Genomic DNA, 13,812 nt, shown 5'->3' with positions numbered 1-13,812 from the left:
AAAGTGTGAGCGGCTTTCGGACGAGATCCTGCCTTAGCGACGTTTTCTTGCTGTCGCCGCGTTAGCACAGCTTTGACGCCACGCAAACAGCGCTGATGCTCTGCCTTTCGATTTAGTCCCGGATTCGAATTGGCCAGTCGGCCGTCCCGTTTAAGCTCTACGGGACAGGAACCAGCGGATCTCGGTCTTCTCGGCCAGATCGAAATCGATCTCGATCTGGTCAGAGCCGCAAATGCCGGAGCTGTCGGCAAAGAAGATGTCCTCGGAAATCAGCACTTCGTTGCCGGGGGCGGAGAACAGCCAGCTTTCGCCGTCCGGCGCCGTCAGCAGCACGGATTCTCCATCGCTCTGCTGCAGAACGATGGACGGATGAATATGAAAACGAGCGACGGCCTTCAGGGACTCGTCACTTTCATATCCTTCACGCAGGATGAGCCGGTCGTGGCCTGTCACCATCGAACCTGCGGCATTGAGCGTCAGCTCACGCTCGTGCAGCACGCCGAACGGCCTGAGATAACCGTCATGGCTGAGCTTTATGCTGTCGCGCCCATCCTCCGTTTCCAAACGTTCGACCGTGACGGTTTTCACCGGTTCGGTGATTGCGTGATCAAGGAAAGGCGAGTGTGAAAAACGGCTGGATGAGGTGTCGTTGAGGATGACGGTCGAATGCGCCGCGGTCGTGCGCGCCATCTGCACATAGCGGTGTCCGGCAAATTTCGGCGAGCCGGAATTGACGATGAAGCGATGGCGGCCGGACGACATTTCGAAGGAGAGGCTGCCGGCATGCGCGGTGCGTACTGCGCCGCCCGAAGGCGGCGTTCCGGTATCGGCGATGATAACCGTCTTGCCCCCGGAAAGCCGCTGGTAGCGCGACTGCGGCAAAGCTTTGAACGGCTGGCCGGCGGTCTCGTCATATCTGAGCACCGACATCAGCTCATTGGCCAGCGTCGAGGTTGCTCCGTTGAAAAGCGCCAGGTCCCCGTCCTGATGCCGGAAAAACCGCAGAGCCGGATACATGCGGTCGATGCCGGAGATCAGCTTCTGCGGCAGATCATGACCGAGATTGACGTAAGTCTGCCGCAGCGGCAGCAGGTCGAGCAGCAGTTCCAGGCCGATGCGCGGGTTGCGCGAGATATGGCCGCCATCCGGCAGAATCTGGCTATCGAATTGACGGTCGAGCGCCTGCGCCGCTCTTCGAAGCGTGGAGGCGCGGGCCGGCATGGCAACCGAGGCCATGGCGAGCGCGATGCGCAGCCGGAACAGTTCCAGGCCGCCGAGCGTATAGGGCGCCATGCGATGCAGGAACCTGACCTGGAAAGCCAGCGACTTCATGAAACGGCGATAGAAGCCGCGATCGGCATTCTGCAGCACGACAGGCGAATGCGACAGCCAGGCGATGACGCGCTGGGCGGTGACGTCGGTCTCCCAGGCAATTCCTTCCATACGACCGGCATGGATGGAAAGCCAGCTGTCGACGATGGCGCGAGCAGCCGCCGCGCTACGCTCCGTCTTGTGCGCCCGCATGTGCCGCAGCCAGCCGAAGCTGTGCAGGCGGGTCGCAAAAGGCCGCGAGGGCAGGGTGAAGGTGAAGGGCGATTTGCCGTTCGTTTCCAGCATGCGCCCGGCCAGAAGGAAACGTCCATTGAGAATTTCGTCGGCCACATGCGAATCGATGCCGCGAAGATCGGTCGGAGCGACGATCAGACGCTCGGGCGGTTTGATCGAATGGCGAATGAGCTTCAGGCGCAGCAATGCGACGCGGCGCAAGGCGCGCCGCCAAGCTTCCCGAACATACATGCTCGCAAAACGCCGACCGGACTGCATATTCTATTGTCTATTGACCCTCGTGGTTAAGAATAGGTGAAAAGCAGCCGATTTCATCGCCCACAATGAATTAATTCGTGACAAAGTTCGAATATACGAAAATTAGTGCATGTCATTCGAGGACATTCCGGCGTTTCTCAAAGAACGACGGACGTGCTGCCCTCGCAGGGGTGCGGATTTGGCGACGCGTTTGGGGCTCAATCAGACCGCTCGCCGCAGCACCGCCGCGTAGAAGCCATCGAGGCCGGAGGCGATGCCTTCTGGCATCTTCAGCATGGTCGGAAGCGTACGGAATTCGCCGAGCGGCGTGATCGCCGCTTCAAGACCGGGCCAGTCGCCCGCGCTGATCGGAACGCGCTCGATTGCGTCCGTATCGGAAAGAATGCGGGCGACGACCTCCTCGCCTTCGGCGGGATCGAGCGAGCAGTTCGAAAACACCAGCGTGCCGCCGGGCTTCAGCAAGGTCAGCGCATGACGCAGCAGCCGCTCCTGCAGCGCCGCCAGCCTCGCGATATCATCCGGCCCCTTGGTCCACAGCACGTCGGGGTGCCGGCGCGTCGTACCGGTGGAAGAGCAGGGGGCGTCGAGCAGGATCGCATCGAAGCCTTCCGTCGGCTTGAATGTCGTCAGATCTGTCGCAACCGTTTCCGCCTTGAGGCCAAGCCGGTCGAGATTCGACCGCAGCCGTCTTAGCCGGCTTTCCGACTGGTCGAGTGCGGTCACCGTGCCGCCGGCAAGGATGAGCTGCGCGGTCTTGCCGCCGGGCGCAGCACAGAGATCGGCGGCACGTTTGCCCGAGAGATCACCGAAAAGCCTGGCCGGAATGCTTGCCGCCGCATCCTGCACCCACCAGGCACCCTCGTCGAAGCCCTCCAGTGAAGGAATTCCGCCGTCAAAGGCGGCCAACCGCACGCCGCCCGTCGGCAGGGCAACGCCGTTCAGCTTCTTCGCCCAGGCTTCGGCGTCGGATTTAACGGTCAAATCGATCGCCGCAGGTTCGAGCTGCGATTGCGAGATCGCCATCGCCGCGTCGCGGCCATAGGCCTTTTCCAGCCGGGTGAGGAACCAGCCCGGCATCGGCGGAACCTTGCCGATCTCCTCCAGCACCTCGTCCTTTTCGCGGCCGAGCCGGCGCAGCACTGCGTTGACCAGCTTGGCGAAGCGGCGATTGCGTGGATCCAGGTTGGCCTGCTCGACGGCAAGATCGACAGCCGAATGATCCGGCACGTCGAGATAGAGGACCTGAGCAGCCGCGATTGCCAGAACATGGTGCAGGGCGCGCGCACCCTCCGGTAGCGGCGATTCCAGCAGCGAGGCAATTGCGGCATCGATGCGCGGCAGATGGCGCAGTGTCGTATTCAGAATGGCGCGGACAAGGGCGCGATCGCTTTCGCCAAGCGCCTTATAGGCCGGATTGCCATGTTCATGATCGAGAGCGCCGTCGAGTGGCAGCTTGCGGTCGACGACGGCAGCCAGAATTTTTGCCGCCGCCGCCCGGGCCTGCAGGCCGGGCTTGGCTGAAGCCGATCGGTCGGCGGAAGGTTTCTGTTTCCGGAATGGCTTTTTCCTGCCGTCTGAATTCAAGACCACGGACCTTTTGGCGGTTGCGAACCACCGCGACCCGTATTCGGAACAGAGCGCGATTTCCGCGACGGATTAGCAGCACGCACCGGTCCCGTCGAGACATTCATGCCGCTTTGCGCCATCTCCTGCAGCGCGGCAATGCGGTTTTCCGTGTTCGGATGGGTGGAAAACAGATTGTCCATGCGCTCGCCGGAAAGCGGATTGATGATGAACATATGCGCCGTCGCCGGATTGCGCTCGGCATCCACATTCGGCACATGAGCCGCGCCGCGGGCGATCTTTCCAAGTGCGGAGGCGAGCCAGAGCGGATTGCCGCAGATTTCGGCGCCGCGGCGGTCGGCCGAATATTCACGCGTGCGGCTGATCGCCATCTGCACCAGCATAGCGGCGAGCGGTGCGACGATCATCGCGACGAGAACGCCGATGAAACCGAGGGGATTATTGTTGTTGTCGCGGTTCCCGCCGAAGAAGAAGGCGAAGTTGCCGAGCATCGAGATCGCGCCGGCAAGCGTTGCCGTGATCGTCATGGTCAACGTGTCGCGGTTCCGGATATGGGCGAGCTCATGCGCCATCACGCCTGCGACCTCCTCGGGAGACAAGGCAGCGAGCAGGCCCGTCGAGGCGGCAACGGCAGCATTTTCGGGATTGCGGCCGGTTGCGAAGGCATTCGGCTGCGGGCTGTCGTAAAGATAGACCTTCGGCATCGGCAGGCCGGCATTACGGGCGAGATCGCGCACGATTGCAAAGAATTCCGGCGCATTTCGCTCATCGATCTGCTGCGCGCGATAGGCCGCAAGAACCATGCGATCGGAGTTCCAGTAGGAGAAGAAATTCATGCCGGCGGCGATGAGAAAGGCGATCATCATGCCGCCCCGACCGCCGATCAGAAAGCCGACGAACATGAAAAGCGCCGTCATGAAGGCAAGCAACATGGCAGTGCGAACGAGGTTCATTGCCAATCTCCAACTCCGATTTCGGCGTCGCAAGCTTTCATTCGCGGCGACCGCGCATTATGATTTGGTTATTCACCCGCCATTTTCAATATTTCCGGCAGGAGAAGGCGATGCAGGAAGCCGATAACGACAATAGCCAAACGCCGACGGTGGAGGGATCGGAGCCGCCGCGCAAGGTGCTGTCCCCGGCGGCCCAGCGTGCGCTTGCCGAGGCTGAGGAACGACGGAAGAACCAGCAGCCGCTGGAGCTGCCACCTGAGATCGGCGGCCGCGGCGGGGCCGAGCCGGCCCGCTTCGGCGATTACGAGATCAACGGCCGGGCAATCGATTTTTAAGCACGGATTGTCGGGCCCGAAATCCGGGCCTCGTGCAGGCCATCCAAATTCGGCCAGCCAAAACAAAGTGAGCCGCCCGGACTCGGATGGTCGGAGCGGCTCTGTATATCAGGCGGTCGCCTTGTTCTGCCGGTTGGCGATCAGATCGTCAACGACGGCGGGATCGGCGAGCGTCGAGGTATCGCCGAGAGCGCCAAAATCGTCTTCGGCAATCTTGCGCAGGATGCGGCGCATGATCTTGCCGGAGCGGGTCTTCGGCAGGCCGGGCGCGAACTGGATCTTGTCGGGCGCCGCGATCGGCCCGATTTCGGCGCGCACATGTTTCACCAGTTCCTGGCGAAGCGTGTCGGTGCCTTCGTGGCCGGCCATCAAGGTCACATAGCAATAGATGCCCTGACCCTTGATCGAATGCGGGTAGCCAACGACGGCCGCTTCCGAGACCAGATTGTGCGAGACGAGGGCCGACTCAACCTCCGCCGTTCCCAGCCGGTGGCCGGAGACGTTGAGCACGTCGTCGACACGGCCGGTGATCCAATAATAGCCGTCGGCATCGCGCCGGCAGCCGTCACCGGTGAAATACTTGCCCTTGTAGGTGGAGAAATAGGTCTGGATAAAGCGGTCGTGATCGCCATAGACCGTGCGCATCTGGCCCGGCCAGCTGTCGGCGATGCAGAGATTGCCGTCGGCAGCCCCTTCCAGCACCTTGCCCTCATTGTCGACCAGCTCAGGCTTGACGCCGAAGAACGGCGTCGTCGCCGAACCCGGCTTCAGATCAGTGGCGCCCGGCAGCGGCGTGATCATGTGGCCGCCGGTTTCCGTCTGCCACCAGGTATCGATGACCGGGCAGCGCTTGTCGCCGACGACATTGTAATACCATTCCCAGGCTTCCGGATTGATCGGTTCGCCCACAGTGCCGAGCAGGCGCAGCGAAGAGCGGGAGGAGCGCGTGACGAATTCGTCGCCGGCCCCCATCAGCGAGCGGATTGCCGTCGGCGCCGTATAGAAGATATTGACCTTGTGCTTGTCGATCACTTCCCAGAACCGGCCCTGATCCGGGAAGTTCGGCACGCCCTCGAACATCAGCGTCGTCGCGCAGTTCGCCAGCGGCCCATAGACGATATAGGAATGGCCGGTGACCCAGCCGACATCGGCCGTGCACCAGTAGACGTCGCCGTGATGATAGTCGAAGACATATTCATGCGTCATCGCCGCGTAGACGAGGTAACCGCCGGTCGTGTGCAGCACGCCCTTCGGCTTGCCGGTCGAGCCTGACGTATAGAGAATGAACAGCGGATCTTCCGCCTTCATCTTCACCGGCGGGCATTCCGGCTTCACCGTGGCGATTTCCTGATGATACCAGACGTCGCGGCCCGGCGCCCAGCCGGTCTTGCCGCCGGTGCGGCGCACGACCAGCACCTTGCTGACAGTGACATGCTGGCGGGCGGCGATATGGATCGCCGTATCGGTATTGTCCTTCAACGGTACCGGCTTGCCGCCGCGCACGCCTTCGTCGCAGGTGATGACGAAGGTCGATTCGCAATCGACAATGCGCCCTGCCAGCGCCTCCGGCGAGAAGCCGCCGAAGACGACGGAATGCACCGCGCCGATGCGGGCGCAGGCGAGCATCGCATAGGCTGCTTCGGGGATCATCGGCATGTAGATGGTGACGCGATCGCCCTTCTTGACACCATGCTTCTTCAACACGTTCGCTGTCCGGCAAACATGCTCGTAGAGTTCGTTATAGGTGACCTTCTTGTCGATATAGGGATTGTCCCCTTCCCAGATGATCGCCACCTGGTCGCCATTCGTCTTCAGATGGCGGTCGATACAATTGTAGGAGACGTTCGTCTGGCCGTCTTCGAACCATTTGATCGAGACCTTGCCGGTAAAGGAGGTGTTCTTGACCTTGGTGTAAGGTTTGAACCAGTCGATCCGCTTGCCGTGCTTGCCCCAGAACTTGTTTGGATTTTCGATGCTTTCCTCGTACCATTTCAGGTACTTATCCTTATCGATCAGGGCGCGCGCCTTTACCGGCTTCGTGACCGGATAGATCTTCTCCGACATGGAACTCCTCCTCATGGGACATGCGACGGACCGCGAGCTATCTGGGCCCGAACTTCAAATCACGGCGATTCATAGCAGTTCGCATCGCCACGGCAATTAGACAAAGGTCATTTGATTTCGGAAGAATTGCAATTCTGCGACAGTCCAGTTATATAGCGCCATATTTCCCGGACATTGTGGTGACAATCCACGGACCGCGACCGGCGCGGACGATAGAAGGACTATATCCATGGCTCAAACATTGCTCATGCCGAAGGCGACTGCCATCTGGCTTGTCGACAACACGGCGCTGTCTTTCGATCAGATCGCGCAGTTCTGCAAACTGCACCCGCTCGAAGTCAAAGCCATCGCCGACGGCGAAGCCGCGCAGGGCATCAAGGGTCTCGACCCGATCTCGACGGGACAGCTTTCCCGCGATGAGATTGCTCGTGCCGAAGCCAACCCGAACCACAAGCTGAAGCTTTCCGAACCGAAGGTGCGCGTGCCGGAATCCAAGCGCCGCGGCCCGCGTTACACGCCGGTCTCCAAGCGTCAAGACCGCCCGAACGCCATTCTCTGGCTCGTCCGCAACCATCCGGAGCTGAAGGACGCGCAGATATCGAGACTCGTCGGCACGACGAAATCGACGATCGAGCAGATCCGCGAGCGAACCCACTGGAACTCCGCCAACCTGGCGCCGATGGATCCGGTGACCCTCGGTCTCTGCAGCCAGATCGACCTCGACATGGAAGTGGAAAAGGCCGCCAAGGGTCGTCCCCTGCCGACCGCCGCGGAGCTTGGCGCAACGCTGCAATCGGCGCAGGAGACCGAGCGCCTGACCCCGAGCTACGAGCGCGAAGAGGAAAAGGAAATCGACGCCGACGCCGTTTTCCGCAAGCTGAGCTCGCTGCGCTCGGCCCCGAAGGACGAAGACGAGGACGAGCAGTACTGAGATATCAGCCTTCTCATGCAAAAACCCCGCCGAAAAGGCGGGGTTTTTCATTGGCGTTGCTGTAGAGCATCTCACACAAGGCCGAGCAATATGCTGACCTTCCGGCAGCCTTCCCGCTGATTTCACATCGGCAGGGAGCCAAAACCACGCTTTCGCAGTGCCTCTGCGATCTCTTCCAATATCGCCGGATCATCGATGGTTGCCGGCATTTTCCAGGGTATGCCGTCAGCGATCTTCTGCATGGTTCCGCGTAGGATTTTGCCGGAGCGCGTTTTCGGCAATCGGTTAACGGTGATGGCCGTTTTGAAGGCCGCGACTGGGCCGATCGACTGGCGGATCATCGCCACGACCTCCGATTCGATCGCCGGCGTTTCACGGGAAACATCGCGTTTCAGCACCAGGAAACCACATGGAACCTGGCCCTTCACCGCATCGGTCACGCCGATGACCGCGCACTCGGCGACATCGGGATGGCGCGCGCAGACCTCCTCCATCGCCCCGGTGGAAAGCCGGTGACCAGCGCAATTGATGATGTCATCAGTGCGCGACATGACGAAAAGATAACCGTCCTCGTCGACACAGCCGGCATCGGCGGTCTTGTAGTAGCCAGGAAATTCATCGAGGTAAGCCGACCGGAAGCGATCGTCGGCCTTCCAGAGGGTCGGCAGGCAACCCGGCGGCAAGGGCAGCTTTATGACAATATTGCCGAGCGTTCCCGCCTCGACCGGGTGACCGGCATCGTCGAGCACCGCGATGTCATAACCGGGCATCGGCAATGTCGGTGAGCCATGCTTGACGGGGAGGGCGCCAAGACCAAGCGGATTGGCGGCGATCGACCAGCCGGTCTCCGTCTGCCACCAGTGATCGATGACCGGCACGCCGAACATGCGCTCCGCCCATTTCAGCGTTTCAGGGTCCGCCCTCTCGCCGGCCAGAAACAGCGCCCGGAAATCCGGCATTGGATATTGGCGCAGCAGTTCGCCCTCGCCATCCTCCCGCCGGATGGCGCGGAATGCAGTCGGCGCCGTAAAGAGCACACGCACCCTATATTCCGAGACGATCCGCCAGAAGACGCCGGCATCCGGGGTGCCGACCGGCTTTCCCTCGTAGATCAGCGTGGTCACGCCCGCGATCAGCGGTGCATAGACGATATAGGAATGGCCGACGACCCAGCCGATATCGGACGCCGTCCAAAAGACTTCGCCGGGCCTGAGGCCGTAGATATTCCGCATCGACCAGTTGAGCGCGACCATATGGCCGCCGTTGTCGCGCACGACGCCCTTCGGCTGGCCCGTGGTGCCGGAGGTGTAGAGGATGTAGAGCGGATCGGTCGACTTGACGGGAACACAGGCCACCTCCGCGCCGCGATGGCGCGCCACCGCCGCCTCGAAATCCTGGTCGCGACCGCCGGCGAGTTCTGCCTGAAGCTGCGGCCGCTGCAGCACCAGGCAGCGCTCCGGCTTCATCCGCGCAAGCTCGATCGCCTGATCGACCAGTGGCTTATAGGCGACGGTGCGGCCGGGCTCGAGGCCGCAGCTCGCGGTGATCACCAGCTTGGCACCGCTGTCGTCGATGCGCGCCGCAAGCTCGCTGGCGGCAAAGCCGCCGAAAACGACCGAATGGACCGCACCGATGCGAGCGCAGGCGAGCATGGCAAACACCGCCTCTGGGACCATCGGCATATAGAGGATCACGCGGTCGCCCTTCCCGATGCCGATCTCAAGCAGTGTTGCTGCGATCGCCTTCACCTCGCCGAGCGCCTCGTCATAGGTGAAACGGCGCTTCTCGCCGGTCATGGCGCTGTCGAACAGGATCGCCGTCTCGCCGCCGCGTCCGGCCGTGGCATGCCGATCCAGGCAATTGTAGCAAGTATTGGTCTCAGCCTCTGAAAACCAGCGGCCATAGACGCCTTCATCGGGTGAAAAGATCCGCTCCGGAGGCTTGAACCAGTCGATATCGGCGGCGGCTTCGCGCCAAAAGCCTTCGGGATCCTGTTTCCAGGCCGCATAGACCTGATGATAGCCGTTTTGCATCTGCTCCTCCCCAGGACATGCAAGCCTCGATATCAATTTAGGCTGGGCCGGGGAGGACGGAAAGCCCGACGAAAGCAGGTATCAGCGCGCGCCGAAAATCGCCGACCCGACGCGTACGCTGGTGGCGCCGAAGGCGATCGCCGTCTCATAATCGCCCGACATGCCCATGGAGAGTTTTTTGACACCGCATTTCAGTGCGAGCTTTCCGAGCAGGGCGAAATGCGGCCCCGGATTTTCGTCGGCCGGCGGAATGCACATCAGCCCGTCGATGGACAGGCCGAGCTGATCGCGGCAGAGGGCGACGAAACCAGGCGTATCCTCGGGAGCGATGCCGGCCTTCTGCGGTTCCAGCCCGGTATTGACCTGGACGTAGAGCCGCGGCGTCCTGCCTTGCCGCTTCATCTCTTCGGCAAGGGCGCGGGCGATCTTTTCGCGGTCCACCGTTTCAATGACGTCAAAAAGCCCGACAGCATCCGCCGCCTTATTCGATTGCAGCGGCCCGATCAGGTGCAGTTCGATATCAGGGTACTCGGCTTTCAGATCAGGCCATTTGCCCTGGCTTTCCTGCACCCGGTTCTCGCCGAACACCCGCTGCCCGGCCTCGATGGCCGGGCGGATCGCATCCGCCTCGAACGTCTTCGATACGGCGACGAGCTGAACGGAACCAGCCGGACGGCCTGCCTGGCGTTCCCCAGCCGCGACCCGCGACCGCACGTCATTCAACCGCTCTTGAAGGTCCATCGTTCTGCCTCGACATATCAGCGTGAAAAGATTTGGCAATGAACTAGCCAGCCATTCCGTGCTTGCCAAGACCCGCGCTGGTGAAATCGCTTCGGCGGCATGAAGATCGGACGCTTGCAACGCCTGCAAAACTTGACGCTACGGTGGTTTCATGGTGAAGGTCTCGACCAACTCCCCTGATTTTCCGGAATTTTGAATACCATGGCCACCGAACGTTATAATCCGCGCGATGCCGAGCCCCGCTGGCAGCAAAAATGGAACGAAGACAAGGTCTTCGAGACCGACAATTCGGATCCGCGCGAAAAATATTATGTTCTCGAAATGTTCCCATACCCCTCGGGGCGCATTCATATGGGCCATGTCCGCAACTACGCCATGGGCGACGTGGTCGCCCGCTACAAGCGTGCCCGCGGCTATAACGTTCTGCATCCGATGGGCTGGGACGCCTTCGGCATGCCGGCGGAAAATGCCGCCATGGAGCGCGGCGTGCATCCCGCTTCCTGGACTTACCAGAACATCGCTTCGATGAAGGCGCAGCTGAAGGCCATGGGACTTTCGCTGGACTGGAGCCGCGAATTCGCCACCTGCGACGTCGACTATTACCAGCACCAGCAGCATCTGTTCCTGGACTTCCTGGAAAAGGGCCTGGTCTACCGCAAGCAGTCGAAGGTGAACTGGGACCCGGTCGACAATACCGTTCTTGCCAACGAACAGGTGATCGACGGCCGCGGCTGGCGTTCCGGCGCACTGGTCGAACAGCGCGAACTGACGCAATGGTTCTTCAAGATCACCGATTTCAGCCAAGACCTGCTGGATGCGCTGGATACGCTCGACCAGTGGCCGGAAAAAGTGCGCCTGATGCAGAAGAACTGGATCGGCCGTTCTGAAGGCCTGACGGTCCGCTGGGAGATCGTGCCGGAAACGGCGCCTGCCGGCGAGACCGAAATCACGGTCTACACGACACGGCCGGACACCTTGTTCGGCGCTTCCTTCCTGGCGATCTCCGCCGATCATCCGCTGGCCAAGGATGCGGCCGCCAAGAATGTTGAGATCGAAGCCTTCTGCGAAGAGTGCCGCCGCGCCGGCACCTCTCTCGCTGCGCTCGAGACCGCCGAAAAGAAGGGCATGGATACCGGCATCCGCGTCAGGCATCCGCTCGATCCCTCCTGGGAACTGCCGGTCTACATCGCCAATTTCGTTCTGATGGATTACGGCACGGGCGCGATCTTCGGCTGCCCGTCGGGGGACCAGCGCGACCTTGATTTTGCCCGGAAATATGGCCTGCCGGTTGTGCCGGTCGTCATGCCGAGGGATGGTGACGCCGCAAGTTTTTCCGTCGGCGACACCGCCTATGACGGCGACGGCGTGATGATCAATTCGCGTTTCCTCGACGGCAAGACGACGGAAGAAGCCTTCAATATCGTCGCCGACCGGCTGTCGGCGGCTTCCCTCGGCAATGCGCCGCAGGGCGAGCGGATGATCAATTTCCGCCTGCGCGACTGGGGCATTTCGCGCCAGCGCTATTGGGGCTGCCCGATCCCGGTCATCCATTGCGACGCCTGCGGCGTTATGCCGGTGCCGAAGAAGGATCTGCCGGTCAAGCTGCCGGAGGATGTAACCTTCGACCAGCCCGGCAATCCGCTCGACCGCCATCCGACCTGGCGTCACGTCGCCTGCCCGAACTGCGGCAAGGACGCTCGCCGCGAGACGGATACGATGGACACCTTCGTCGATTCAAGTTGGTATTTCACCCGCTTTACCGCGCCATGGGAAGCCAAGCCGACCGATCCTGAGGCGGCTAATCGCTGGCTGCCGGTCGACCAATATATCGGCGGCATCGAGCATGCGATCCTGCATCTGCTCTATTCCCGTTTCTTCACCCGCGCCATGCGCGAGACCGGCCATGTCGCCGCCACCGAACCCTTCAAGGGCCTTTTCACTCAGGGTATGGTGGTCCATGAGACCTACAGCCGCGGCTCCGGCGCCAGCCGGGAATGGGTGGCGCCCGCCGATATCCGCATCGAGGAGATCGACGGCAAACGCCATGCCTTCCTGCTGGCGTCAGGCGAAGAAATCGCCATCGGCTCGATCGAGAAGATGTCGAAATCGAAGAAGAACGTTGTCGATCCCGACGATATCATCGCCTCCTATGGCGCCGATACCGCCCGTTTCTTCGTTCTGTCCGATTCGCCGCCGGAGCGCGATGTCATCTGGTCGGAAGCCGGCGTCGAAGGCGCCCATCGCTTCACTCAGCGCCTGTGGCGGTTGATTTCCGAAGCGGCCGACGGCCTGTCGACCGTTGCCCCCGCACCGGCAAGCGAAGGAGAGGCTCTGGCAGTCTCGCAGGCGGCGCACAAGACGCTGAAGGCTGTTCAGAACGACTACGACAAGCTTTGGTTCAACAAGGCCGTCGCCCGCATCTATGAGCTCGTCAATGCGCTCGCCGCGCCGCTGACGAGGGTTGCGGCGGGTGAAGGCGACATCGCCTATCGTGCCGCCGTGCGTGACGCTGCCGAGATCCTGATCCAGCTCGTCGCACCGATGACGCCGCATCTTGCCGAGGAATGCTGGGCGACGCTTGGCAATGCCGGGCTGCTCGCCCGCACGGACTGGCCGCGTTACGTGGAAGCGCTGGTCATGGAAAATGACGTCATTCTGCCCGTGCAGATCAACGGCAAGAAGCGGGCTGAATTGACAATTTCTCGCGATGCAGATCAGAATGCCGTCACCAACGCCGTGCTGGAACTGGATGCGGTGAAGAACGTGCTGAACGGTCAGGCGCCGAAGAAGATCATCGTGGTTCCCCAAAGGATTGTGAACATTGTCGTCTGATATCTCCCGCAGGCTGGCTCGCAATGCCGGCATCGCCATGATCCTTGCTGCCTCGGCCTTTCTTTCGGCCTGCCAGGTTCGGCCGCTCTATTCGGAGAACTCGGGGGTCGTCGAAAAGCTGTCCTCGGTCGGCTTTTCCGATGCAGCCAGTCGCGTCGAGCAGCAGGTGCGCAATCACCTGATCTTCCTGGCATCGCGAGGCGCCGGCGAAGCGGTAAATCCACAATATCACGTCCAAATGCGCGCTACCTCGAGCGTCGCCGATACGCTGCTGCGGCAATCCGGCGATACATCGCGCGCTGGTCGCGTCACCGTCACCGTCACCTATACGCTGAGCGCCGTAGCCGACGGTCACGTGATCAAAGCCGGCAGTCGCCAGACGACGGCTCTGGTGGATTTCTCCGAACAGGAATTCGCCAAGCAAAGGGCGATCCGCGATGCCGAAAACCGCGCGGCCGATCAGGCGGCGGAATTCGTAGGAGCCGATCTCGCCGCTGCCCTCAGCCGCTGAGGGC

At 61.6% G+C, this 13,812-nt stretch carries 10 protein-coding genes; 4 read left to right on the top strand and 6 right to left on the bottom strand.

The window, feature by feature from the left end; translation table 11 throughout:
• Positions 1-150 precede the first annotated feature (150 nt).
• The 3 genes from GGD53_RS05910 to htpX all read right to left on the bottom strand — a co-directional run bounded on the left by GGD53_RS05910 (position 151) and on the right by htpX (position 4,361).
• A complete protein-coding gene (locus GGD53_RS05910) occupies positions 151-1,824 on the bottom strand; it encodes a heparinase II/III family protein (protein ID WP_184454479.1) in 1,674 nt (557 codons plus the stop codon).
• A 201-nt stretch (positions 1,825-2,025) separates the two neighbouring features.
• Complete coding sequence (locus tag GGD53_RS05905) at positions 2,026-3,414, bottom strand: transcription antitermination factor NusB (protein ID WP_184454477.1); 1,389 nt, start codon at positions 3,412-3,414, stop codon at positions 2,026-2,028.
• Positions 3,405-4,361 (bottom strand): zinc metalloprotease HtpX, encoded by a 957-nt coding sequence (htpX, locus tag GGD53_RS05900; protein WP_184454475.1) that lies wholly within the window; start codon positions 4,359-4,361, stop codon positions 3,405-3,407. The genes GGD53_RS05905 and htpX overlap by 10 nt, the downstream gene beginning before the upstream one ends.
• Positions 4,362-4,471: 110 nt before the next feature.
• Between htpX and GGD53_RS05895 the strand changes: the two genes are divergently transcribed.
• Positions 4,472-4,696 (top strand): DUF1674 domain-containing protein, encoded by a 225-nt coding sequence (locus GGD53_RS05895; protein ID WP_184454473.1) that lies wholly within the window; start codon positions 4,472-4,474, stop codon positions 4,694-4,696.
• A gap of 108 nt (positions 4,697-4,804) precedes the next feature.
• Here the strand turns inward: GGD53_RS05895 and acs are convergent, their stop codons facing one another.
• Positions 4,805-6,760, bottom strand: a complete 1,956-nt coding sequence (gene acs / locus GGD53_RS05890; protein ID WP_184454471.1) for an acetate--CoA ligase — start codon at positions 6,758-6,760, stop codon at positions 4,805-4,807.
• 229 nt (positions 6,761-6,989) lie between these two features.
• Here acs and GGD53_RS05885 point away from each other — a divergent pair, with 229 nt between their 5' ends.
• Positions 6,990-7,691, top strand: coding sequence for a DUF1013 domain-containing protein (locus GGD53_RS05885; protein WP_097601297.1), 702 nt, complete (start codon positions 6,990-6,992; stop codon positions 7,689-7,691).
• 122 nt (positions 7,692-7,813) lie between these two features.
• Here GGD53_RS05885 and GGD53_RS05880 read toward each other — a convergent pair whose 3' ends face one another.
• Complete coding sequence (locus GGD53_RS05880) at positions 7,814-9,724, bottom strand: propionyl-CoA synthetase (RefSeq protein WP_184454469.1); 1,911 nt, start codon at positions 9,722-9,724, stop codon at positions 7,814-7,816.
• Positions 9,725-9,805: 81 nt separating this feature from the next.
• Positions 9,806-10,465, bottom strand: a complete 660-nt coding sequence (locus GGD53_RS05875) for a YggS family pyridoxal phosphate-dependent enzyme (RefSeq protein ID WP_184454467.1) — start codon at positions 10,463-10,465, stop codon at positions 9,806-9,808.
• A 201-nt stretch (positions 10,466-10,666) separates the two neighbouring features.
• On the opposite strand from GGD53_RS05875, the gene leuS reads away from it, so the two are divergent.
• Together leuS and lptE are read left to right on the top strand one after the other, a co-directional pair.
• Complete coding sequence (gene leuS, locus GGD53_RS05870) at positions 10,667-13,297, top strand: leucine--tRNA ligase (protein ID WP_184454464.1); 2,631 nt, start codon at positions 10,667-10,669, stop codon at positions 13,295-13,297.
• Positions 13,287-13,808 (top strand): LPS assembly lipoprotein LptE, encoded by a 522-nt coding sequence (gene lptE / locus GGD53_RS05865; protein WP_085860753.1) that lies wholly within the window; start codon positions 13,287-13,289, stop codon positions 13,806-13,808. The genes leuS and lptE overlap by 11 nt, the downstream gene beginning before the upstream one ends.
• Positions 13,809-13,812: the final 4 nt, after the last annotated feature.

It is taken from the genome of Rhizobium aethiopicum (assembly GCF_014197535.1).
GTDB classification, from domain to species: domain Bacteria; phylum Pseudomonadota; class Alphaproteobacteria; order Rhizobiales; family Rhizobiaceae; genus Rhizobium; species Rhizobium aethiopicum_A.
This window is presented reverse-complemented; position numbering and strand designations above follow the sequence as displayed.

What these genes read in the sequence shown, in the direction of transcription:
- GGD53_RS05910 (WP_184454479.1), bottom strand. Translation starts at nt 1,824, where the DNA reads ATGCAGTCCGGTCGGCGTTTTGCGAGCATGTATGTTCGGGAAGCTTGG.
- htpX (WP_184454475.1), bottom strand. Translation starts at nt 4,361, where the DNA reads ATGAACCTCGTTCGCACTGCCATGTTGCTTGCCTTCATGACGGCGCTT.
- GGD53_RS05895 (WP_184454473.1), top strand. Translation starts at nt 4,472, where the DNA reads ATGCAGGAAGCCGATAACGACAATAGCCAAACGCCGACGGTGGAGGGA.
- acs (WP_184454471.1), bottom strand. Translation starts at nt 6,760, where the DNA reads ATGTCGGAGAAGATCTATCCGGTCACGAAGCCGGTAAAGGCGCGCGCC.
- GGD53_RS05885 (WP_097601297.1), top strand. Translation starts at nt 6,990, where the DNA reads ATGGCTCAAACATTGCTCATGCCGAAGGCGACTGCCATCTGGCTTGTC.
- GGD53_RS05880 (WP_184454469.1), bottom strand. Translation starts at nt 9,724, where the DNA reads ATGCAAAACGGCTATCATCAGGTCTATGCGGCCTGGAAACAGGATCCC.
- GGD53_RS05875 (WP_184454467.1), bottom strand. Translation starts at nt 10,465, where the DNA reads ATGGACCTTCAAGAGCGGTTGAATGACGTGCGGTCGCGGGTCGCGGCT.
- leuS (WP_184454464.1), top strand. Translation starts at nt 10,667, where the DNA reads ATGGCCACCGAACGTTATAATCCGCGCGATGCCGAGCCCCGCTGGCAG.